Source organism: Salinicola sp. CPA57 (genome assembly GCF_003206035.1).
GTDB classification, from domain to species: Bacteria; Pseudomonadota; Gammaproteobacteria; order Pseudomonadales; family Halomonadaceae; genus Salinicola; species Salinicola socius.
Genome location: NZ_PZJR01000007.1, coordinates 127,040 through 149,946, shown reverse-complemented (window position 1 = coordinate 149,946; position 22,907 = coordinate 127,040). Strand labels below are relative to the sequence as shown.

20 protein-coding genes are annotated in these 22,907 nt (G+C 63.2%); 4 read left to right on the top strand and 16 right to left on the bottom strand.

Annotated elements, in window-relative coordinates:
• Positions 1 to 121: 121 nt before the first annotated feature.
• Positions 122 to 1,420 carry an L-fuconate dehydratase gene (locus DOM36_RS08970; protein ID WP_075570362.1) on the bottom strand — a complete coding sequence of 433 codons (1,299 nt, stop codon included), beginning with the start codon at positions 1,418 to 1,420 and terminating at the stop codon, positions 122 to 124.
• A gap of 271 nt (positions 1,421 to 1,691) precedes the next feature.
• On the opposite strand from DOM36_RS08970, the gene DOM36_RS08965 reads away from it, so the two are divergent.
• Positions 1,692 to 2,621 (top strand): LysR substrate-binding domain-containing protein, encoded by a 930-nt coding sequence (locus DOM36_RS08965; protein ID WP_075570482.1) that lies wholly within the window; start codon positions 1,692 to 1,694, stop codon positions 2,619 to 2,621.
• A gap of 85 nt (positions 2,622 to 2,706) precedes the next feature.
• Here the strand turns inward: DOM36_RS08965 and DOM36_RS08960 are convergent, their stop codons facing one another.
• The 5 genes from DOM36_RS08960 to DOM36_RS08940 are packed head-to-tail and all read right to left on the bottom strand — an operon-like array spanning position 2,707 to position 7,985.
• Positions 2,707 to 3,876 carry a fumarylacetoacetate hydrolase family protein gene (locus DOM36_RS08960; protein WP_110642766.1) on the bottom strand — a complete coding sequence of 390 codons (1,170 nt, stop codon included), beginning with the start codon at positions 3,874 to 3,876 and terminating at the stop codon, positions 2,707 to 2,709.
• 47 nt (positions 3,877 to 3,923) lie between these two features.
• Complete coding sequence (locus DOM36_RS08955; protein ID WP_110642764.1) at positions 3,924 to 4,979, bottom strand: Ldh family oxidoreductase; 1,056 nt, start codon at positions 4,977 to 4,979, stop codon at positions 3,924 to 3,926.
• On the bottom strand, positions 4,976 to 6,493 hold the full coding sequence (locus DOM36_RS08950; RefSeq protein WP_110642762.1) for a tripartite tricarboxylate transporter permease: 1,518 nt from the start codon (positions 6,491 to 6,493) through the stop codon (positions 4,976 to 4,978). The genes DOM36_RS08955 and DOM36_RS08950 overlap by 4 nt, the downstream gene beginning before the upstream one ends.
• Before the next feature lie 6 nt (positions 6,494 to 6,499).
• A complete protein-coding gene (locus tag DOM36_RS08945; protein ID WP_110642760.1) occupies positions 6,500 to 6,979 on the bottom strand; it encodes a tripartite tricarboxylate transporter TctB family protein in 480 nt (159 codons plus the stop codon).
• A 28-nt stretch (positions 6,980 to 7,007) separates the two neighbouring features.
• On the bottom strand, positions 7,008 to 7,985 hold the full coding sequence (locus tag DOM36_RS08940; protein WP_075570357.1) for a tripartite tricarboxylate transporter substrate binding protein: 978 nt from the start codon (positions 7,983 to 7,985) through the stop codon (positions 7,008 to 7,010).
• A 555-nt stretch (positions 7,986 to 8,540) separates the two neighbouring features.
• Between DOM36_RS08940 and araD1 the strand changes: the two genes are divergently transcribed.
• Positions 8,541 to 9,533, top strand: a complete 993-nt coding sequence (gene araD1, locus DOM36_RS08935) for an AraD1 family protein (RefSeq protein ID WP_075570356.1) — start codon at positions 8,541 to 8,543, stop codon at positions 9,531 to 9,533.
• Positions 9,534 to 9,650: 117 nt separating this feature from the next.
• Positions 9,651 to 11,450 carry an IlvD/Edd family dehydratase gene (locus DOM36_RS08930; RefSeq protein ID WP_110642758.1) on the top strand — a complete coding sequence of 600 codons (1,800 nt, stop codon included), beginning with the start codon at positions 9,651 to 9,653 and terminating at the stop codon, positions 11,448 to 11,450.
• An 82-nt stretch (positions 11,451 to 11,532) separates the two neighbouring features.
• Here DOM36_RS08930 and DOM36_RS08925 read toward each other — a convergent pair whose 3' ends face one another.
• The 10 genes from DOM36_RS08925 to DOM36_RS08880 all read right to left on the bottom strand — a co-directional run bounded on the left by DOM36_RS08925 (position 11,533) and on the right by DOM36_RS08880 (position 21,882).
• Complete coding sequence (locus DOM36_RS08925; protein ID WP_110642757.1) at positions 11,533 to 12,321, bottom strand: SDR family oxidoreductase; 789 nt, start codon at positions 12,319 to 12,321, stop codon at positions 11,533 to 11,535.
• An 89-nt stretch (positions 12,322 to 12,410) separates the two neighbouring features.
• Positions 12,411 to 13,178: an FCD domain-containing protein gene (locus DOM36_RS08920; protein ID WP_110642755.1), complete on the bottom strand. Its 768-nt coding sequence runs from the start codon at positions 13,176 to 13,178 to the stop codon at positions 12,411 to 12,413.
• Between the two features lie 162 nt (positions 13,179 to 13,340).
• Positions 13,341 to 14,624 (bottom strand): TRAP transporter large permease, encoded by a 1,284-nt coding sequence (locus DOM36_RS08915; RefSeq protein ID WP_075570352.1) that lies wholly within the window; start codon positions 14,622 to 14,624, stop codon positions 13,341 to 13,343.
• Positions 14,625 to 14,629: 5 nt separating this feature from the next.
• Positions 14,630 to 15,166 (bottom strand): TRAP transporter small permease, encoded by a 537-nt coding sequence (locus tag DOM36_RS08910; RefSeq protein WP_075570351.1) that lies wholly within the window; start codon positions 15,164 to 15,166, stop codon positions 14,630 to 14,632.
• Between the two features lie 67 nt (positions 15,167 to 15,233).
• The gene (locus DOM36_RS08905) at positions 15,234 to 16,229 is read right to left on the bottom strand and encodes a C4-dicarboxylate TRAP transporter substrate-binding protein (protein ID WP_075570350.1); all 996 of its coding nucleotides are present in this window, start codon (positions 16,227 to 16,229) and stop codon (positions 15,234 to 15,236) included.
• Positions 16,230 to 16,276: 47 nt separating this feature from the next.
• Positions 16,277 to 17,407 (bottom strand): mannitol dehydrogenase, encoded by a 1,131-nt coding sequence (locus tag DOM36_RS08900; RefSeq protein WP_110642753.1) that lies wholly within the window; start codon positions 17,405 to 17,407, stop codon positions 16,277 to 16,279.
• Positions 17,404 to 19,074 (bottom strand): altronate dehydratase family protein, encoded by a 1,671-nt coding sequence (locus DOM36_RS08895; protein ID WP_110642751.1) that lies wholly within the window; start codon positions 19,072 to 19,074, stop codon positions 17,404 to 17,406. Before DOM36_RS08895 ends, DOM36_RS08900 begins: the two co-directional genes overlap by 4 nt.
• Positions 19,071 to 20,114 (bottom strand): zinc-binding alcohol dehydrogenase family protein, encoded by a 1,044-nt coding sequence (locus tag DOM36_RS08890; RefSeq protein ID WP_075570347.1) that lies wholly within the window; start codon positions 20,112 to 20,114, stop codon positions 19,071 to 19,073. Before DOM36_RS08890 ends, DOM36_RS08895 begins: the two co-directional genes overlap by 4 nt.
• A gap of 115 nt (positions 20,115 to 20,229) precedes the next feature.
• The gene (locus DOM36_RS08885) at positions 20,230 to 21,072 is read right to left on the bottom strand and encodes a fumarylacetoacetate hydrolase family protein (RefSeq protein ID WP_110642749.1); all 843 of its coding nucleotides are present in this window, start codon (positions 21,070 to 21,072) and stop codon (positions 20,230 to 20,232) included.
• A gap of 69 nt (positions 21,073 to 21,141) precedes the next feature.
• The gene (locus DOM36_RS08880) at positions 21,142 to 21,882 is read right to left on the bottom strand and encodes an SDR family oxidoreductase (RefSeq protein WP_075570345.1); all 741 of its coding nucleotides are present in this window, start codon (positions 21,880 to 21,882) and stop codon (positions 21,142 to 21,144) included.
• A 220-nt stretch (positions 21,883 to 22,102) separates the two neighbouring features.
• On the opposite strand from DOM36_RS08880, the gene DOM36_RS08875 reads away from it, so the two are divergent.
• Positions 22,103 to 22,858, top strand: a complete 756-nt coding sequence (locus tag DOM36_RS08875; RefSeq protein ID WP_075570344.1) for a FadR/GntR family transcriptional regulator — start codon at positions 22,103 to 22,105, stop codon at positions 22,856 to 22,858.
• The last annotated feature ends 49 nt before the right edge of the window (positions 22,859 to 22,907 follow it).

The window sequence follows — 22,907 nt, the reverse complement described above, 5'->3', positions numbered from 1 at the left end:
AGCCTGTGTGGCCTGCGAAACGGCGCCGCCGGGTGTCGGCGGTGCCCGAATGCTCGGGGTGGCGGCATGAGCGACGCCATGGGTTGATCTTCAGGTGCCCGTGTCAGCGGTTCCTGAACCACTATTGCCAGGCACTGCCGCCGGGAAACTGGTGTGCGCTCAGCGAGTCCGCCTTCATGGTGACGCTGTAGCCGGGCGCTTCCGGTACGAGATAATGTCCCCGACGCATCTGTACCGGATCGACGAAATGCTCGTGAAGATGGTCGACGTATTCGAGCAGTCGGCCTTCCAGCGAGCCGGACACCGCGATGTAATCGAACATCGAGATATGCTGGGTGTATTCGCACAGACCCACGCCCCCGCCGTGCGGGCAAACCGGAATGTCGTATTTGGCAGCGAGGAGCAGTACCACGATCACCTCGTTGAGCCCGCCCAGGCGAGCGGCATCGAGCTGGCAGAAGTCGATCGCATCGGCCTGAAACAGCTGCTTGAACATCACCCGGTTATGGCAGTGTTCGCCGGTCGCGACACCGATCGGTGCCAGGCGATGACGAATCTCGGCATGACCCAGCACGTCGTCGGGGCTGGTCGGCTCCTCGATCCAGTGGGGGCGGAACTCGGCCAGCCTTCGCATGTTGACGATCGCCTCGTCGACATCCCACATCTGGTTGGCATCCATCATCAGCAGGCGTTCCTCGCCGATCTCCTCGCGCAGAATGCGGGCACGTCGCCGATCTTCCTCGATGTCGCCACCGACCTTCTGCTTGAAGTGCTCCCAACCGTCGGCGATGGCCTCGCGACAGAGCGCGCGCATCTTGTCCTCGGAATAACCCAGCCAGCCGGCGGATGTGGTGTAGGCGGGGTAGCCATGCTCGCGCATGGCGGCCTCGCGTTCGGCCTTGCCCGCTTCACGGCGCTTGAGCAGGCCGATTGCCTCTTCCGGCGTCAACGCATCGGTGACGAAGCGGAAATCGAGGCAGCGGACCAGCGCTTCAGGCGTCATGTCGGCCAGAAGCTTCCAGACCGGCTTGCCTTCGCGTTTGGCCCACAGATCCCAGATGGCATTGATCATCGCGGCGCTGGCCAGATGGATGACGCCTTTTTCCGGCCCCAGCCAGCGCAGTTGGCTATCGCCGCTGGTCAGCTCGCGCCAGTAGGCGCCCATGTCGGCCGTGATATCCGAAAGCGATCGTCCTTCCAGGCGAGAGGCCAGCGATTCGACAGCGGCCACGCAGACCTCGTTGCCGCGGCCGATGGTGAAAGTCAGACCGTGGCCGGTGAGGCCATCGTCGGCATCGGTATGCAGGATGACGTAGGTGGCCGAATAGTCCGGTGCCGCGTTCATGGCGTCCGAGCCATCCAGCTCGCGAGAAGTCGGAAAACGGATGTCTTGAACCTCGACCCGCTGGATCTTGGGCATGTTGAGATAATTCCTTGAAAAATCGCTATTGAATCGTTGAAAAGCAGGAGGGCGTGTTGGATGCCGTGGTAATGAAATTACGCCTCCTATTTATGAATGACTTTCTGGTTTTCTAGCGTCGATACGTCGATTTATCGTTAGTCATCGGCGCCTCTTTTTCGATGTTTCGATAGCGTAATTGGCGGTATAGTCCGGTGGCTAATCTTTTTTTATGTTACCCCGATAACCGGGGGTTATTGTTATAGACCAAAGGCTTATTCGGATGACCACGATGTCCGACGATAGTCGTATTCACGTCAAGGGCTGGTTGCGTATCAAGCACCTTGCGCTACTTGTCACGTTGGACGACAGTCGCAATCTCCATGCCACGGCGCGTCACATGAACATGAGTCAGCCGGCGGCGAGCAAGATGCTCAAGGATATCGAGACGTTCTTCGGCATGACGCTGTTCTACCGACAGCCCCGGACGATGGAGATCACCGATGCCGGCCGTCTCCTGGTGCGCTATGCCCGCAGTATCCTCAATGACACCGACCGACTGATCGATGACCTTGTATCGCTGCGCGAGGGCGGATACGGCAAGCTGGTCATCGGCTCGGTGCCGGGCGCCGCGCCGCTGCTGTTGCCCAAGGCGATCAATACGATCAAGTCACGGCGCCCGCAGTTGGCGGTCACTCTGTTCGAGAACTCCAGCGACCGGTTGCTGGCCGAACTGGAGTACAAGCGTCTGGATGTGATGATCGGTCGTGTCACCGAGCATGCTCAGCACCATCTGTTCGACTTCCTTCCGCTGCAGGCGGAGCCGGTCTCGATCGTGGTGAGAGCGGGCCATCCGCTCTGCGAGCGTCCACCCAGCCTTGGCGAGGTCGTGCGCTGGCCCTGGGTGCTGCACCCCATGAGCAGCCCGATGCGAGGGCTGTTCGAGGTGGCATTGGCGGAGGCAGGTGTCTCGACGCCGCGCAATGTGGTGGAGACGACATCGACACAGACCACACTGCAGTTGGTCAGCGCATCGGATGCCATCGCCTTGCTGCCGACGTCGATACTCAAGACGGCCGTGTCTGCCGGCCAGTTCACGGCGTTGCCGCTGGTGATCGGCGAGCCGCTGGGCTATTACGGCGTATTGACGCGCAAGGGCGAGGAGATTTCCGACGTGGTCGCCGAGTTCATCGATACCTTGCTGATGCGCGATGCTCTCTGAGCGCGACTACCGTCGCCAGCGGCCCTTGACGGGCTGACGACGGCAACGGATGACCGGTGGGTTCGAACGTCGTCGTGGACCGATCTCAACGCGAGTTGAGGTGGGCCATCAACGCGCGAATACCGAAGGTCCACGGCGGCAGCCGGTCGCTGCGGTCGACGACATTGCTCAGCGCACCCAGCTTGGGTGTCGAGATGGTGACCCGGTCACCGATATGGTGAGTGAAGCCTTGGCCTTCGCCGTCACGATCCTGAATCGGCGAGAACATGGTGCCGAGAAACAGCATGAAACCGTCGGGATACTGGTGATGGGCGCCGTAGGTCTGCGCCACCAGATCCAGCGGGTCGCGACTGATCTCGCGCATGTCGCTCCGTCCTTCCAGCACGAAGTCGTCATCGTTCCCTTCGATGCGTAGCGATACCTGGGCACTGCGCACGTCGTCGATACCGAAATGGTCGTCGAACAGGCGTATGAACGGACCGATCGAGCAGGAAGCGTTGTTGTCCTTGGCCTTGCCTAGCAGCAGCGCGCTGCGGCCCTCGACGTCGCGCAGATTGACGTCGTTGCCGAGCGTTGCGCCCCGCACACGCCCCTCGGCATCCACCGCCAGCACGATCTCCGGTTCCGGATTGTTCCACTCCGAGGCAGGGTGCAATCCGACACGTGCGCCGTGACCGACGGCCGACAGCGGCTGCGCCTTGGAGAACACCTCGGCGTCGGGACCGATCCCCACTTCCATGTACTGCGACCAGCCGCCGCGCGCCTGCAGTTCTGTCTTGAGTGCCATCGCCTCGTTCGAACCCGGCTTGATCCGTGACAGATCGCCGCCAATCAACGACTGGATCTCCTGGCGCAGCTCCGCGGCGCGCTTGAGATCCCCGCCGGCCTGCTCCTCGATGACTCGCTCCAGCAGGCTGACCGCAAAGGTCACGCCGCACGCCTTGATCGCCTGTACGTCGCAGGGGGCCAGCAGATAGGGCGCCTGCGGTGTATCCGCATGGCTATTGGCGAGCACTTCGGTCAGCGTGCCGATGGCATCGGCTGGCGCTTCGCGAACGACCCAGGCGGCATCGTCGCGCTCCAGCAGGTCGGCCATGGTCGAGACATGGGCCGACAGATCGACCAGTACCTCTCCGCGCAGCGCTACCAGCGCCGGGCCTTCACGGCCCGCATTGTCAGCGAGCCATGCCCTGCCGGCCAACAGTGCGCGCTCGGCATCGTCGGGGAGACAGTGATCTTGGTAGGTTGGGGCCATGGAAAAGCGAACTCCTCGGGGAAATAGAAGGTTTTGAGGCTGTGTATTCAACCGAACGGGGTCGTTCCTGCCAAGGATGAGTCTGCCACGGCTTCGCGCATGGCATCGACCACATCCTTCGGCAGTGGGATGCCGTTCTCGAGATAGTCTCGTCGCCGGGCCAAGCCGGATTGGCCGGGCAACCGAACCGGCTTTTCGGGGTCGCGCGGCCGGCTGGCGAGGCAGCGTTTGGCCACGTGGTCCGTTTCGTCGAGGAAGGATTCCGTGCCACCGAAACGGGCCGGATCGATCACCATGACCATGACCGAAGCGCCCCAGCCCTCGGGGGAATCCTTGCGGCCAAAGCCCGAAAGAGCGGAGGTCAGGGCTTCGACCATCAACCCCAGGGCGAAGCCCTTGTGACCGAAGGCCAACTCTCCCAGCGGCAGAATGCTGCCCGGGGGTTCGGCAAAATAGTCCTCCGGGTCATCGCTGACTTCGCCGTGGCCGGTAAGAATCGCCGGGTGATCCAGCTTTTCGCCAGCGGTGCGGGTCTTGCCGACGGTGCCGTTGGTAATGGTCGACATGCTGACATCGATCAGCAGCGGCTGCTCTCGACCCGGAATGCCGATCGCCAGGGGATTTGGCGTGTAGACACGATCCAGGCCCCCGAACGGCGCGACCGAAGCGACCGCGGGGTCCGAGGTCAGAATCAGCGGAATCAGGTTGGCCTCGACCAGCGGCTGCAGATACGCGGCCAGGCAAGCGATGTGATGCGAGCGCTTGAGGCTGACCATCCCGATGCCGAACGCGCCTGCCGCCTCGCGACTGTGGTCCAGGGCGCGCTGGACCAGATAAGGGCCTAGCAGGTAGTGGCCGTCGAACAGTGCCGCGACAGGGCTGTTTTGATGGATCTCGAGTCGCTCGTGGTCGCCGCAGGCATGGCCGGCCTTGAGATCCTTGAGATAGCCGTTGGCCAGTTTCACCCCGTGGGTGTGATGGCCGAGGAGATCTCCTTCGACCAGAATGCGGGCGGTGGTTTCGGCCACCTCCGGACTTGCCCCGTTTTCTGCAAACAGCGTGGTCAGCGTCGAACGCAGACTGGCGGCATCGTATCGGGTCATGAGGACCTCGTCTTGTGACTGGGTTGTGGCGCGCTGCGCCTGCGACGGAACAGACGGATCAGTGAAGGCAGCAGCCAGATCAGAATGACCAGTGCGCCCAGTCCGGCGCTGATCGGGCGTTCGAAGAAGGCCAGCAGATCGCCGTTGGACTTCAGCATCGAGCTCATGAAGCTATTCTCCAGCGTGCTGCCGAGTACCAGCCCGAGGATCGCGGGCGCCATCGGGAAGTCGTTGCGAGCGAGCACGAACGCCACCATCCCGATGACTAGCATGATCCAGATATCGGTAATCGAGTTGTTGATGGCGAAGGCGCCGACGATGCAGAAGCTCAGGATCACCGGCATCAGCATCTTGCGCGGGGTCAGAATGAACACCTTCGAGGCGCGAATGGCGAGGTAGCCGATGGGCAGCATGATCAGGTTGGCGACGAAGAACACGGTGAACAGGGCGTAGACCTGACCGCCACCGTTCATGAATATCGTCGGTCCCGGATTCATGCCTTTCATGTAGAGCACGCCGATCACGATGGCGGTGATGGTGTCGCCGGGAATGCCGAATACCAGGGCCGGGACCCAGGCGCCGCTGATGCCTGAATTGTTGGCAGAGCTGGCGTCGACGATACCCTCGATATGGCCGGTGCCATATTTTTCCTTCTCCTTGGAGCGGCTCTTGCCGAGGGCATAGGCGATCCAGGCGGCGATGTCCGCGCCGGCACCGGGAAGCGCGCCGATCAGGGTGCCGAGCGAGCTGCCTCGGAGCATGTTGCGCCAGTAGGTCTTGAGATGCCCCGGCGCCTTGCGGAACACGCTGTCCGTCGAGGCTATCGGGACCTGACGTGCTTCGGCGCGAGAGCCATAGAACATCATGATTTCGTTGAGCGCGAACATGCCAATCATCACCGGGATGAAATTGACCCCGGCCATCAGATCGGGAACCCCGAAAGTGAAGCGTGGCGCGCCGCTCATCATGTCCAGCCCGACGGTCGACAGCAGCAGACCCACCGTCAATGACAGGAAGGCTTTCACCCGGGACCCGATGGCGATGAAGATCGAGCTGCTCAGGCCCAGCAGGGCGAGCCAGAAGTATTCGAAAGAGCTGAAGTTGAGCGCCATCTCGGCCAGCGAGGGTGACACGAATACCAGCACCAGCGTGCCGAACAGCCCCCCGAAGACCGAGCACAGCAGGTTGGTGCCAAGGGTCTCGCGAGCCCGACCCTTCTGGGCGAGCCGATAGGATTCCCCGACATAGGCCGCCGAGGCCGGCGTGCCCGGAATGTTGAGGTAGGTACCGGGTATGTCACCGGCGAAGATCGCCATCGCCGAGGTGGCCACGATCGCGGCAATGGCTGGGGTTGCGTCCATGTAGAACGTGATCGGCACCAGAAGCGCCACTGCCATGGTGGCGGTCAGGCCGGGTATGGCACCGACGAAGAGCCCGAACACCGATGCCGCAACGATGACCAGCATCGTCTGCACGTTGAACACCATTGCCAGGCCTTGCAGAAAAGCGTCCATGGGCAGTCACCAGGCGAAGAGATTTTGAGGAAGCAGAATGCCTTCCGGCAGCGGGATCAGCAGATAGCGTGAAAACAGCAGATAGATCGCCGCAGCAACGATGATCGAAACCATCACGGCCAGCCAAGGCTTGGCGCCACGGATCAGCATCAGGATCAGCATGCCCAATGCCATGCACGGCAATGCGCCCAGAAACTCGCTGGTCAGGATGTAGAACACGATCAGCGCGCAGGGCAGCAGCGAGATCAGCAGACCGCGATAGTCGTAGCTTGCCGCTTGGGAGCGGGGACCGGCGAGCGCGCTTCTGAGCTGACCCACCCGGGTCAGCGCCAGTACCAGGCCACCGATCACCATTCCCCCGCCGATCAGCGAAGGGAACAGTGACGGCCCGAACTGCAGCGAGGGCATGGTCGGGTAGGTCTGGGCGACGGCGATGACCACACCGCCGCCGATCAGAAACGCCAGTCCGAGCAGGAAATCTCTCATGAATTCATCTCCCGGTCGGGTCGTTGAATCACTTGGCCAGTCCTACCTGTTCGACGATCTTGCCGAAGCGCTCATCCTGCTCGGCCATGAACTTGCCGAAATCGTCCGCACCGCGCCACTCGGTGCCAAACCCCTGCTTCGACATGAAGTTCTGGTAGGTGTCGCTTTGGTAGGCCGTTTCGATCGCTGTCTCGAGCTTGTCGACGATGGCCGGGTCCATCCCTTTCGGGCCGGCGATGCCGCGCCACTCACCGATGGCGTAGTCACTGCCGATCGCTTCTTTCAAGGTCGGCACATCCGGGAAGCTGTCCAGCCGCTCCGGCGCCATGATCGCCAGACTCCGCGCCTTGCCGGCTTCGACCATCGAGCGCCCTTCGGGGACCGAGCTGGGAACGATATCGATACTGCCCGCGGCCATCTCGGTCATGGCCGGTGCCGCACCCTGGCTGGGAATCCACGATACGCGATCGGCTTCCATCCCCTGGTCCAGCAGGAACCCGGCGAATGCCAGGTGCCAGACGCCGCCCTGACCGGTACCGGACGCGGTATAGGTTCGCGCGGGCTCGCTCTTGATCTGGTCGACCAGCGATTGAACCGAGTCGAACGGCCCGTCCGCGGCCACCTGAATGCCGGCGTAGTCGTAGTTGATCTGGGCGATGGGGGTGTAGTCCTGGTAGGTGAGCTGCGTCAGTCCCTGCCAGTGCATCATGTTGATCTCGCCGGTGATCAGGCCAAGCGTGTAGCCATCCGGTTTGGCCATGGCCATGGCGGTGTGTCCGACCACGCCACTTCCGCCGGTTCGATTGACCACGTTGACCGTCTGACCGAGCTCTTCTTCCAGTGCGGCAGCGATGGTTCGGGCGGTTGCATCGGTGCCCCCGCCGGCAGCCCAGGGCACGATCAACGTGATCGGCTTTTCGGGATAGTCGGCCAGCGCCGGCAGCGGCAACAACAACGACAATCCCAGCAATCCTGCGAGATGGCTTCGGGTTATTGATGTCTTCATGGCGTGTTTCCTCGGCGGGAGTCATTTTATGTGGTTATGGACAAGCATTTCGCCCAATGAAGCTATGATTTATGACCATTGAGTGCAATAAGCGTATTGGCTAGACATTGGTATAACTGCCGAACCTGGATCACGAACGGCTATCGAAAAACAGTGCTTAACGGCGCAGGGATGAGTTTTATTTTACTGAGGTTTATCAAGATCATTGCGCTGAAATCTCGATCGATCCTGACAGTGTCGGACGACTGCTCTACCTAGATTACGCCGGTTCGCGACGGGCGTATTTGCTCCGAAAGTCTATGTTGTACTTATTTTCTATATGTTCAACATAGGCGTGGAGTGGCAAAGGGTGGTCGCTGCGCCGCCAGTCTATCTGGTTTCACCGAGCGCCGAGCTCAACGCTCTGCCAGCGCGTCGCTCGGGTGCGGCGGATGAGGTGGATCTTGAGCAACGTGATACGAGCGGCGCAGCAGCAATAAGTTTTCGAGGCGTCCCGCCATGGTGGTCGAGGCGTCGTGACTGGCAATGACCGATTATCGATGGAAGGAGAACACGATGCGCTTGATACAGTGCCTGAACGACGACCGACTGACCGTGGCGATGGTCATCAATGATCGGGAGGTCCAGGTCATCGAGACTGACGAGGGCGTCTACGGTCTGGCCAGGCGCGCCATCGACGAGGGCAGGTCGCTGGCCTCGGTAGTCGAGTCGGCGCTGACCGAGACACGTCTCGATTACGCACAGATCGTCGCCGAGCGTCGCCTGCTGCCGCCACTGACGCACCCCGATCCCGCGCATTGCCTGGTCACCGGGACGGGGCTGACGCATCTCGGCAGTGCCGACACTCGCTCGGCGATGCATTCGGCCGACAAGGTCGATGAGAGTGAACTCACCGATTCCATGCGCATGTTCCGCATGGGCGTGGAAGCCGGCAAGCCCGAGGCGGGCGCGGTCGGGCCGCAGCCGGAGTGGTTCTACAAGGGAGACGGCGACTGCGTGGTGGCGCCGGAAACCGAAATCCCGTCCCCGGCGTTCGCGCAGGACGCCGGAGAGGAGCCTGAGCTGGCCGGTCTCTACGTGGTGGGCAAGGATGGTCAACCCTGGCGAGTCGGCTACGCCATCGGCAACGAGTTTTCCGATCACGTCACCGAGCGTTTCAACTACCTGTGGCTGGCGCATTCCAAGTTGCGTGCCTGCAGCTTCGGCCCGGAGCTCTTCATCGGTGAACTGCCGGATAATCTGGAAGGCACCAGTCGCATCGTGCGCGACGGCCGCACACTATGGGAAAAGCCGTTCCTGACCGGCGAAGGCAACATGGCCCACAGCCTGGCCAACCTCGAACATCACCACTTCAAGTACCGGAACTTCCGTCGTCCAGGTGACGTTCACGTCCACTTCTTCGGCACTGCCACGTTGAGCTTTGCCGACAAGATCGTGGTCGAGCCGGGTGATCGCTACGAGATCGATCTGCCGGCGCTGGGCAGGCCCTTGCGCAACCCCCTGGGTGGCGAAGCGGACTTCGGCTATTCAGCGGCGAAAGCGCTGTAACCCCCAACCGATCGTCGCCCCTGGCTGGCAGCTTCCACCGTTGCATTCACGTACAGCGGGCCAGGCGGCGACTCTGCAGCTGCACGCCCCCTCAATTTGCTTGCGAGAGTTCCGAACATGCCCCAACGTCCCCGCCGAACCTCCGACCAGCTGCGGTCGCGCTGGTGGTTCGACAATCCCGACCACGCTGGCACCACGGCGCTGTGTCTCGAGCGTTACATGAACTACGGCATCACCCTGGAAGAGCTCTCTTCCGGCAAGCCGATCATCGGTATCGCCCAGTCCGGTTCCGACCTGACGCCGTGCAACCGTCATCACATCCAACTGGTGGAGCGGGTCAAGGCCGGTATTCGAGCGGCGGGCGGCGTGCCGTTCGAATTTCCGCTGCATCCGATTCACGAGAACGTGCGCCGGCCCACCGCCGCGCTGGATCGCAATCTGGCCTATCTGGGGCTGGTCGAAGTGCTCCACGGCTATCCGCTCGATGGCGTGCTGTTGACCACCGGCTGCGACAAGACCACGCCGGCCTGTCTGATGGCCGCCGCCACCGCCGATATTCCGGCGATCGTGTTGTCCGGCGGGCCGATGCTCAACGGCTGGCGCGGCAAGGATCGTGTCGGCTCCGGCACCATCGTGTGGGAGCTGCGCAAGCGCCTCGCCACCGGCGAGATCGACTACCCCGAATTCCTGGCCCGGATCGCCGATTCCGCGCCCTCGGTCGGCCACTGCAACACCATGGGCACGGCATCGACCATGAACTCGATGGCCGAGGCGCTGGGCATGAGTCTGCCGGGTTCGGCGATGATCCCCGCACCCTACAAGGAGCGGCCAATGGTCGCCTACGCCACCGGCGCGCGCATCGTCGAGATGGTGTGGGAGGATCTGCGTCCGAGCGACATCCTGACGCGTGAGGCGTTCGAGAACGCCATCGTCGTCTGCTCGGCGCTGGGGGGCTCGAGCAATGCCCCCGTCCATATCAACGCTATCGCCCGTCATGCCGGAATCGAGCTGACCAACGATGACTGGCAGCGACTCGGCCACGATATCCCGCTGCTGGCCAACGTGATGCCGGCGGGCGCCTATCTGGGCGAGGAGTTCTTCCGGGCGGGTGGCGTTCCGGCCGTGGTGCATGAGTTGCTGACGGCGGGGCGGCTCCACGGCGATGCGCTGACCGTCAACGGCCAGACGTTGCAAGCCAACTGCTTCGGCCAGGAGACCCAGGATGAGGACGTCATCCTGCGCTACGACCACCCGCTGGTGGAGTCGGCGGGCTTTCTCAACTTGAAAGGCAATCTGTTCGACTCGGCACTGATGAAGACGAGCGTGATCTCGGAAGATTTTCGCCGCCGGTTTCTTTCCAACCCTGGCGATCTCGACGCATTCGAGGGCAAGGTCGCCGTCTTCGACGGCTCCGAGGATTATCATGCGCGCATCGACGACCCGGCACTCGAGATCGACGAACACACCATTCTGGTGATGCGCGGTGCCGGTCCGGTGGGGCATCCCGGGGGGGCCGAGGTGGTCAACATGCAACCGCCGGAAGCACTGATCAAGCGGGGCATCGAATCGCTGCCATGTCTGGGCGACGGGCGCCAGTCGGGGACTTCCGGTTCACCCTCGATTCTCAACGCCTCGCCGGAAGCGGCAACGGGCGGTGGTCTGGCATTGCTGGAGAGTGGCGACCGGATTCGTATCGACCTCAAGCGGGGCGAGGCCAATCTGCTGATCAGCGTCGACGAGCTGGCGGCACGCCGCGCCAGGCTCGAGGCCAGCGGCGGTTATCCCTATCGCGATCATCAGACCCCATGGCAGGAGATCCAGCGCTCGATGGTCGAACCGCTCGACCGCGGCATGACGCTGGCACCGGCGACCAAGTACCGGGCCATCGCCTGGGACCTGCCGCGAGACAATCACTGACGCGGTTGATATCAGACAGCTGCAAACCAGACGCCGGGCGAGTCGCCCGGCGTTTTTGATTCAACGTATTGCGTGCTGGAGATTAAAAAGTACCGGGATAGGCGCCGCCGTCCAGCAGTACGTTCTGCCCGGTCAGGTAGGCGGCCTGCTGGCTGCAGAGAAAGGCGCAGACCTGGCCGAATTCCTCGGGAGTGCCGAAGCGCCCGGCGGGAATGGCCTCCATGCGCGCTTGGGCCATCTCCTCGTGGGAGCGACCGCTGTTGGTGGCGGCCTTGTCGATGCCGCCTCTCAGCCGCTGGGTATCGAAGGCGCCGGGCAGCAGATTGTTGAGGGTCACATTGCGGCTGGCCAGGCTCGATTGGCGCGCGGTCCCGGCGACGAACCCGGTCAACCCGCTGCGGGCGCCGTTGGACAGCCCCAGCACATCGATCGGCGCTTTCACCGCCGAAGAGGTGATATTGACGATTCGGCCGAAGCTGCGCTCTGCCATGCCATCGACACAGGCCTGAATCAGTGCGATGGGTGCCAGCATGTTGGCATCCAGTGCCGCCATCCAATCATCCCGGTTCCAGTCGCGAAAATCGCCCGGCGGCGGCCCGCCGTTGTTGTTGATCAGGATATCGACCTGGGGGCAGGCGGAGAGCACGGCTTCCCGTATGGCGGGGTCGCCGATATCACCGGCAACCGACCGCACTTCGATCGCCGGATCGAGTGCGCGTAGCTCCCGTGCGACCGCGTCCAGCGTTTCCTGCCGGCGAGAGTTGATGACCAGATTGACGCCTTCCCTGGCCAGGGCGATGGCGCAACCCTTGCCCAGGCCCTGACTGGCAGCACAGACGACGGCCCAGCGGCCGCGAATACCGAAATCCATACACTTGTCCTCTTGTGGAAACGGGGGGGCATCGCAGAGGTGATGCTCGATTTGACGAATCGTTCCGTGTCGATAAACGGCAACGCCGCTCAGGTCTCGAGGGCTGCCGGCACCTCTCCCAGCAGGATTTCCGGCATCTCCATCCCCAGCGCGTCGGCCGTCCCCTGCAGGACCGCCACCGAGGCGAAAAAGGCGTCTCGGGGGCGCCGGGTCCGAATGCATTCCATCAGCAGCCGATGACGTTCCAGGCTCTGCTCGGGATCGCTGGCACTGACGTTGGACGTCTCGACCAGTAGATGGATCGAGGGTTTCAGAATGTGCGACAGCTGGGTCCAGACGATGTTGTGCGTCGCCTTGAAGATGGCGACATGAAACGCGACGTCGTGGTCGCTTTGCAGGCGTCCCCGGTTGGCCGACGCCGGATTGTGGAAATCGTGGCCCATGCCTTCGAAAGCCTCTTCGATCGCCACCAGGTCCCGCGCCGTGGCGCGCTTGGCCGCCGTCATCGCCACATAGGGTTCGACATCGAGTCGAAAGGTCAGGATCTCGCGCTGAATGCCGGGGTTGGGCGTCGCGAAACGCACCATCCACTCGGTGACCCGGGGATCGAGTATGTTCCATTCGGAATAGGTCCGAACACGGGAACCGTAGCCGGAGATGCGCTCGATGATGCCGGCATCCACCAGCCGACGCAGATCGCTGCGCACCGCCGAGCGGTTGAGCGCGAACTGTTCGCACAGATCGATCTCCTTGGGCACGAAGTCACCGGGCTGGTAATGCCCGGCGAAGATCTCCTTGGCCAGCGCTTCAGCGACGCTGAGGCGCTGGGGGGAGCGGGTTGTCGGCGCATCCTTCACGAAGATCGGTTCTCGGCAGTCGAAGTCGGTTGAGCCGTATGGTCAACATTGGCTCGTTCAACTTCATCTTACCTGTCCCGTCGCACGGGTTGCGACCGGCAAAGGTCGACATACGCCCATGGTCGTATCCGCAAGCGTTCACACCAAAACGGTGTTGCAAGCTCAAAACACCCAGCTGGGCAGCGTCAACGAGATCGCCGGAATGAAGGTCACGACCAGCAGCAGGGCGACCAGCAGCAGCCAGTAGGGCACGATAGCGCGAATGAAGGCGCCTATCGAAACACCGGTAATGCTGCAGGTGGTGAACATCACCGTTCCCAGCGGGGGCGTGATCGTGCCGATCGACGCGTTGAGAATGAACACGATGCCGAAATGCACCGGGTCGATGCCGAACTGCGCCGCCACGGGTGCCAGCAGCGGCGAGAGCACGATCAGGATCGCATTGCCCTCCAGAAACATGCCGAGAATCAGCAGCAGCGCGTTGGCGATCAACAAAAATCCTACTGCGCTGCCGACCTCCGACGAGAGCATCAGCGCAATCTGCTGGGGGATCTGCTCCCAGGTCAACACGCGCGCAAAGCCCGAGGCGACCGCGATGATGAACAGCACGTTGACCGAGGCCATCAGCGATTCCCGGGTTGCCAGGGCAACACTTCCGAGGCCCATCTGGCGATATACGAACAGCCCGACGATCAGGGCATAGAGCACGGCCATGGCACCCGCTTCGGTCGGGGTGAAGACGCCGACGCGGATGCCGCCGATCACCACCACCGGCAGCAGCAGGGCGATGATCCCGGCTCGCGTGACGCTGATCCATTCGTGCCGGGACACCCGCTCCCGCCGCGGTTTCTGATAACCCAGCCGGCGGCACTGGATCGATACCAGCACCATCATGGCGACCGCCATCAGTACCCCTGGCACGACGCCGGCCAGAAACAGCCGGCCGATGGAGACATTGTTGACGTAGCCGTAGACGATCAGCGCGATGCCCGGCGGAATGGTCGAGGTGATCAGCGACGATGACGCCGTGATCGCACTCGAAAACGCCTTGGGATAGCCGGCGGCCGTCATGCTCGGCACCAGCAGCTTGGCGTTCATGGCCGCATCGGCGATGTTGGAACCGGACAGCCCGCCCATGAACGTGCTCAACAGCACGTTGGCCTGAGCCAGTCCGCCGTGCATGCGACGGGTCAGCAGCTCGGCCAGCGTCAGCAGGCGCTCGGTGATACCGGAGTGGTTCATGAACACCCCGGCCATGATGAAGAACGGGATGGCCAGCAGCGAGATCGATTCGAGCCCGCCGGCGAGGCGCTGGATCAGCGTCACCATGGGCTGGTCGGCGCCGACCAGGAAATAGGCCAGGCTGGACGCGAACAGCGCAAAGGCCACCGGCGTACCCAGGCAGAACAGAACGAAGAGCGCGACGAGCGCGATTCCAACGGCCATTGATATCACTCCTTGGTGGCGGCGACCTCGGGAATCGCTGCCGGCGACGCCATGTTTTGGTCACTGGTAACCAGCCGATCATTGGTGATCAGGCGTACCAGGCTGTGGTAGAGCATCATGGCGGCACTGATCGGGATGGCGACGTGAATCCAGTAGTAGGGAATTCTCAGCATCGGCGTGCTGCGAAAGCTCGAGAACGGCAGCAGTTCCAGCCCCCAGAACAGCATGGCCAGGGCGCAGAGCATGACGATGCCGACATTGAAGATACGAATGTTCCAGCGCACCAGTGACGGGGGAAGCTTGTCGTTGAGCAGGCCGATCAGCACGTGCTCGTTGCGTCTCACCAGCGCGCTGGCGCCGAGAAACGTCGCCCACACCATCAGCAGTTGCAGGATCTCCTCGCTCCAGGCCAGCGGCGACGAGAACAGATAACGCATGAAGACATTGGCGATGGCCACCACGAACAGCCCGAACAGTGCCAGGCTGGCAATGACCTCATCGAGCCGCATCACGCGGTCGATCGCCTTGAAAAGCGTTTGCATGGTCAACTCCATGGCGCCCCCGCTCGGCGTGGAGCGGGGGCGCTGTCATGCGAGGTTGGAGGCTCGATCAGCCGTTGATGATGTCGCTGACCTCTTGATAAAGCCCCTCGCTCCACTGCGGGAACTCCGCCGGGATCTCCTTCTGGGCACGTTCGCGGAACGGGGCGGTGTCGACCTCGTGGACCTGGACGCCGGCATCCTTCAACTGCTGCAGTGACTTCTCGGTCTCTTTCTCGACCAGCCCGCGCAGGTTCTTGGCCATCTCCTGGCCGGTCTCGGTGAGGATCTGCTGATCTTCCGGACTCAGTTGCTGCCAGAACGCTTCACCGGTGACGAACGGCGCGACGGTATGCATGTGCGCGGTCAGGTTCAGATTCTTCACCACTTCATAGAACTTGCCGCCATACAGCACCGGCAGCGGGTTCTCGACACCGTCCACCAGCCCCTGGGCCAGCGCCGGATAGACGTCGCCCAACGACATCGGGGTCGGCACCGCACCCATCGCCTTGATGGCGGCGACGTACATCGGCGAGTTCTGCACCCGGATCTTGACCCCGGCCAGATCTTCCGGCGTCGAGACCGCTTCCCGCGAGAGCAGGTGGCGGACGCCGTAGACGCTGTTGGGAATCACGATGTGATAGCCGGCGGACTCTACCTTTGTCTCCTGGTCGGCGAACCAGTCGGAATCGAAGACCTTGAGCTTGCTGTCGAAATCGTCGGCCAGGTAGGGTGCATCCAGCACCGCCAGATCCGGCACCGAGCTCATGAAGTTGGAGTAGGCAGTGATGGTGATCAGCGGCGAGCCGAAACGGGCCTGCTCCATCACCTCGGTCTCGCCGCCGAGCTGGCTGGCGGGAAATGCCTTGAGCGTCAGCTCGCCGTCGCTGGCTTTCTCGACGCTTTTCGCCCACGCCTTGACCGCGACATCGACCGGCTCCCCCGGCTGGTTGCCATAGGCGACGCGAATCTCGGTGGCGGCCTGGGCCATGCCCGTCAGCGCAAGGGTGCTCAGACCCGCCAGGGTAAGCGAGGCGGTCAAGCGGAAGAATCGTTGGGTGATCATTGGCGTGCTCCGGATGTTGTCGTCTTGGATGCTTCGTGTTGTCGCCATCAGCTCAACGCCTCGTCGAGCCTGGGCGTGGCGCGCCCCTGGAGGCGTGCTTTATCCACCACCGGTTGCAGGCGTCGCTGTCGCTTGGCGGTGTGATTCTGGGCAATATCGCTGAGGCGATGATCGAGAAAAGGGTTGGCGAAGCGCTCCAGCGTCACCCCCAGATAGTTCTGCAATCGGGCCATCGGCAGCTCGGCGGACAGTGTCGGCAGGACTTCTTCCTCGAGTACCGTACGTAGCGGATCGATCAGCGCGGCGGTCTCCATCGCCTCACGCACGAACTCGACCGGCTGGCCCTCGCACTGCCATCGATCGACCAGATAGGTGTGGGCCAGGTTGAGAATGTGCAATTTGCACATCGCCTGCGGGCCCAGGTCATCGACGATCTCGACATCCGGGTGGACGCAGGGGATCGCCATGCCCGGCTGGCGGGCAATCGCCCACAGCGCATAGGGTTCGGCGATGGCACCGAGTGGCTCGATCGGGGCCGAGACGATGCGGTCGACCAGCGTGTCGGCCCAGACGCAGCGGTTGGCCAGCCAATCGAGAAACCCCGCGTTATCGGCCATCGCCTCACCGTCGCGACGGGCCATCGTGGTCACCAGCGATTTAAGCTGTCGGGCGTTCTGCTCGATCAGCTCGCAGGGCAGGATCGTCAGACCCTCGTTGCCGGCCTCGAAGCGCGCGCGCAGCAGTTGCGTCAATTTGCCGGGAAAGCTCGCCGGCACCGCCGCGAGACTCGAGTCGTCGCCAATCTCGTAGCCGTTGTCGGCGGTATTGGAAACGATGATGCGGGCGTGCTCGACCACGTGGCGCTTGAGTGCCTCCCACTGTTCGGCGGCGATCAGGCAGCCGGCGATGCTGTCGACGGTCTGCTCGCGATCGATCGTCTGGCCGTCGCGCCGGCCGCAAATCCGCACGGGGTAGCGGCGCTGCTCGGCCAGCAGCCGCGCCTTGCGCTTGCCCTCTTCGCGAGTCGAACTCTGGACCACCAGAATGCGCTCGTCGCTGTCGCCATTTGCCAGCGATTCGGACACCAGCGCGTCGACATGGGCGAGCAGAAAACGTCCGGTGCCGAACTGGACGATCCCGGCATCGCGGAAGTCGTTCGTGGGCTTCGAGAAACTCATAACGACACCCCGCGCTTCCACGGAATGAAGTCGTGCTGGGAGAGGCGCTGGGCGTGTGACCGATGACGTCCTGAGGCGACCTCGATGCACAGCGCCAGCAGTTCCTCGGCCAGCTCGTCGATGCTGCGCTCGCCGCGCACGATGGGACCGGCATCGAAATCGATGATGTCGCGCATGCGCGTGGCCAGTTCGCTGTTGCTGGCGATCTTGAGCACCGGCGTCACCGGGTTGCCGGTGGGCGTGCCGAGCCCGGTGGTGAACACGATCAGGTTGGCGCCGGATCCGGCCAGGGCGGTGGTCGATTCCACATCGTTGCCCGGGGTGCAGAGCAGGCTCAGGCCGGGGCGACGATGAGGCTCGGTGTAGTCGAGCACGTCGACCACCGGGCCATCGCCGCCTTTCTTGGCCGCGCCGGCGGATTTCATCGCGTCGGTGATCAGGCCGTCGCGGATATTGCCCGGCGAAGGGTTCATGGAGAAATCGGCCCCCACCGCGGCGGCGTGGCGCTGATAGGCCTGCATCAGATCGCGGAAGCGTCCGGCGACGTCCGCGTCGGTGCAGCGGGCGACCAGCTCGTGCTCGACCCCGCACAGCTCCGGGAACTCGGCGAGAATGCCGCTGCCGCCGAGGGCGACCAGGCGATCGACCACGCCGCCCACCAGCGGATTGGCGGAGATGCCGGAGAAACCGTCGGAGCCGCCGCACTCGACGCCGAGGGTGAGCTTGGCCAGCGGCGCCGGCTGGCGCTGAATGCGATCGGCGGCCGCCAGGCCGTCGAAGATCGACTGCAGCGCATTGCGGATCAGGGCCTCCTCGCTGGGTGAAGACTGCTGGTCGAAGTAGTCCACCGTGCGCCGCTGCTGCGGGTCGCGCGCGGCCACCGCCGCCTTGAGCATCTGGATCTGCGCCTTCTGGCAACCGAGGCTCAGCACCGTCGCGCCGGCCACGTTGGGGTGGCAGATGTAGCCGGCGAGCAGCTGGCACAGTGCCTCGGCATCGTCGTCGGTGCCGCCGCAGCCCAGGGTATGGGTCAGAAAGCGCACGCCGTCGACATTGGGGAAGCGTGTTGGCGCGGCGGCGGCGAGCGGATCGCTCGCGTCGCGCTGGTCAGTATCCCCGACGCCGGCCAGCATCTGCCGGGCCATGCGCTTGTAGTCGCGATAGGGGTCGTCGCCCAGCGCATCGGCGACGCACTGACGCAGCACCTCGATATTGCGGTTCTCGCAGAACACCAGCGGAATCACCAGCCAGAGATTGGCGGTACCAACGCTGCCATCCGGACGATGGAAGCCGTCGAAGGTCGTACCCCGGAAGCGCGTCACATCCGGCGGCGTCCACGGTTTGCTGCCGGGCTGGACGTCATCGCTCTCCGTGGCATGGGCGACATTGTCCACGGTAATGACGCCGCCCGCGGGAATGGCTTGCGTCGCCTTGCCCACGGTGACGCCGTACATGTTGACGATATCGCCGGGCGACAGCGCCTCGAGCGTGAACTTGTGCTTGTGGCGAACATTGTCGGCAAGGGCGATATCGCGGTCGTCGATCGCGACTCGGCGGCCGGCCGGCAGGTCGGTCAATGCCACCGCCACATTGTCGCGCGGATGGATTCGCAGCGTGATGCGAGCCGGGCTGTCGGTACCGATGGTCTCGAGGCGTGTATCACTCATGATTCGACCTCCCCGGATTCGCCATCCAGCGTGACCATCGCCTTGATCACGCCACTGCCGGGCGCGCACCACTGGGGCATCAACGTCGGTAGCTCCTCGAGCCGGCCCCGGTGGGTAATCAGCGGCTCGGTCAGGATGTCGCCACTGGCCATCAGCCGGGTGACGGTCTCGAAATCTTCCCGCGTGGCGTTGCGGCTGCCCATCAGCGTCAGTTCCTTCTTGTGGAAATCCGGATCGCTGAAGGTGATGTCGGCCTTGACCACGCTCACCAACACGTAGCGCCCGCCATGCCCGGCGAAGTCGAAGCCGCGATTCATCGCCTGGGGGTTGCCGGTGGCATCGAACACCACATCGGCCAGCGCACCGTCGTTGATCGCTTCGATCTCGGCGATGATGTCGTCGTCGATGGCGTGCCAGACAGCTTCTGCGCCGAGTTCGTCGCGGCAAAGCGCCAGCCGGTCGCGATTGGTATCGACCATGGCCACCCGCGCGCCGCGGCTCCTGGCCACCTGCAGCACACCGATACCGATCGGCCCGGCACCGACCACGACGACCAGCTCGTCTCTCTCGACCTGGCCGCGCCGGACAGCGTGCGCGCCGATGGCCTGACACTCGACCAGCGCCAGCGCTTCCGCCGAGAGATCGGGCACCGGCACGAGATGCGAAGCCGGCACGTTGAGCAGCTCCGCCATCCCGCCATCGCGGTGTACGCCGATCACCTCGAGCTTCTGGCAGCAGTTGGTACGACCCTGACGGCACGCCCGACACTCGCCGCAGTGCAGGTAGGGAATGACGTAGACCGCCTGGCCGACGAGAGTGGCTTCGACATCGTCGGCTGCGGCGACCACCTCGCCACTGAGCTCATGGCCGAGCACGCGGGGATAGACGAAGTAGGGCTGATTGCCACCGAAGGCGTGGATGTCGGTCCCGCAGATACCGATGCGACGAATCGCAACCAGCGCCTCGCCAGGCGCGCAATCGGGCGCCTGGCGCTCAGTGACGGACATCTCGTTCGGTTTCGAACAGACGACGACTTGCATGTATACGCTCCAGTGAATGGCGATATCGAAAGTGGATCTACAGGCCCAATGGTCAGGCCAATCCTGTCGCACCACCCCCGTCCGACACGGTCGGCAGCGGGTGGTGTGCTGTCCGTCAGCTCTCGATACAGCGCTGCTGCTGTTCCCCAAGACCGTCGATCCCCAGACGCATGACCTGGCCCGGCTTGAGGAAGACTTTCGGGTTTTGACCCATGCCGACGCCCGGCGGTGTGCCGGTGGAGATCACGTCGCCCGGCCGCAGGCTCATGAACTGGCTGAGATAAGCGACCAGGTGAGGGACCTGAAAAACCATGGTCCGGGTCGAGCCGTCCTGATAGCGCTTGCCATCGACCTCGAGCCACATGTCCAGGTTCTGAGGGTCGGCGATTTCGTCGCGAGTGACCAGCCACGGGCCGAGCGGACCGAAGGTGTCGCAGCCCTTGCCCTTGTCCCAGGTGCCGGAGCGCTCGAGCTGGTACTCGCGCTCGGAGACGTCGTTGACCACGCAGAAGCCGGCGACGTGACTCATGGCATCGGCTTCGTCGATGTAGCGGCCGCCCTTGCCGATGATCACACCCAGTTCCACCTCCCAGTCGGTCTTCTTGGAACCGCGGGGAATCTCCACATCGTCGTTGGGGCCACAGATGGCACTGGTCCACTTGTTGAAGATCACCGGCTCGGCGGGCACTTCGGCACCGGTTTCGGCGGCATGATCGGAATAATTGAGCCCGATGCAGATGAACTTGCCGACGCGGCCGACGCAGGGGCCAAGCCGCGTATCGGCCGGGACTTGCGGCAGGCTGGCGATATCGATCTTCGCCAGCGCGGCGAGGCCGGCATCGGATAGCGTCTCGCCGGCAATGTCATCGATCTGGCCGGAGAGATCACGAACGACCCCATTGGCATCGACGATGCCGGGCTTTTCCTGGCCCTTGGGGCCGTGGCGTAGCAATTTCATGCGATTTCCTTTTCTGTATCTATTAGCAAAGTGAGTCCAGTTTCGAGCTACGAGAACCCGGTAGGGCGATCAATTGGACCAGCCGCCATCGATCATCTGCACCGTGCCGGTTATGAACGAGGCTTCGTCGCTGGCCAGATGCGTCGCCAGCGCGGCGATCTCTTCGACCTTGCCCAGGCGGCCCATGGGTTGGCGGGCGATGAATTCGGCGAAGACCTCGTCGGTCGTGCGGCCCTGCTGGCGAGCCTGCTCGGCGACGCGCTCGCGCAGCGAAGGGGAGTCGACCGTGCCCGGGCAGATCGCGTTGCAGCGAATGCCGCGAGTCATGTAGTCGGCGGCGACGGATTTGGTCAGTCCGACCACGGCCGCCTTGGTGGTGCCGTAGGCGAAGCGATTGACCACGCCCTTGGCACTGGAGGCGAGCGAGGACATGTTGATGATGCTGCCGCCGCCGTTCTCGAGCATCGCTGGCAGCGCGGCGCGAATGGTGTAGAACATCGAGTCGACGTTGAGTCGCAGGGCGAACGACCACTGGGCATCGTCGCATTCGAGAATCGAGCCGCTAGGCACCGTTCCCGCGCAGTTGAACAGCACGTCCAGCGGCGGCAACGACTCGATCAGCGTTTGCACGGCTTGCCTATCGGTGACGTCGAGCGGATGGCATTCGGCACCGTCCAGTCCTTCCAGTTTGGTCGCGTCGATGTCGGTGGCAATCACGCGGGCGCCTTCGGCCAGAAAGCGCTCGACGGTGGCGCGGCCAATGCCCTGACCGGCGGCGGTAATCAAGGCAGTTTTATTGACGAGTCGCATGACCGGTGGCTCCTGAAGGCGATTGTGATTCTGGTTTTTTGCTTCTCAAGGCAGGGTTGGTTCTAATGTCTAAAGGCCTGACCTTTGGTCCGAGTATTATCCTTTGTGGAAACGGCCCGCAAATCGCCAAACGTCTAATAGCCGCGGCCAGGCCGGTGAAAACGTTTGAATTTGCGACCAATGTCTAATACGTCATGTACCTGAAACCGGAGATCGATGGATGCCGATCCAGACCATTCGCGCGCAGCGGCTCTATCGCCAGATCGCGGATCAACTGCTGGTGCTCATCCAGCAGGGAGAATTCCCCCCCGGCAGCCTGCTTCCGCCGGAACGGGATTTGGCGCAGCAGTTGGGGGTGAGCCGAGCCTCAGTGCGAGAAGCCTTGATCGCGTTGGAGGTGGTCGGTCAGGTCGAGGTCCGGGTCGGCCACGGCGTGCTGGTACTGGAACGAGACGAAGAGGTGGGAAGCTCGGTCATGAGTGCGGCGCGGCGTCAGGAAGGATGGGCGCTGGACCCCGAGTTCGCCAGCGAGATCGAACTCGACCTGGACCAGGAGATTCCGCCGTTTTCGTTGCTCCAGGCAAGGCGCTACCTGGAACCCGAGACGGCGGCGCTGGCCGCAATCAACGCGAGCGATGAGGATCTCGCCGCGATGCGCGCTGCCTACGCGCGCAACGTCGAGGACAACCGCCAAGGGGGCCGCAATCAGGCCGGCGATCGACTGCTGCACATTCGGATTGCCGAGGCGTCGGGCAATGCCGCCTATGCCATGACCATCAAGCATCTGCTCGGCCACCAGTACGGCAAGATGTTTCGTCGTCTTCAGGAGTTGTTCATGGAAACCGACATGCCGCGCCAGTCACAGAACGACCATCAACGCATCCTGGCGGCTATCGAGAGTCGGGACCCCGACGCGGCCAGAAAGGCGATGGAAGTGCACATGGATCACGTCCTGAGAGTGTTCTTCGACGCGTGAAGCGCAGAACGACAGATGCCAGCCAGGCGCCCCGGAGCGCCCCGGAGCG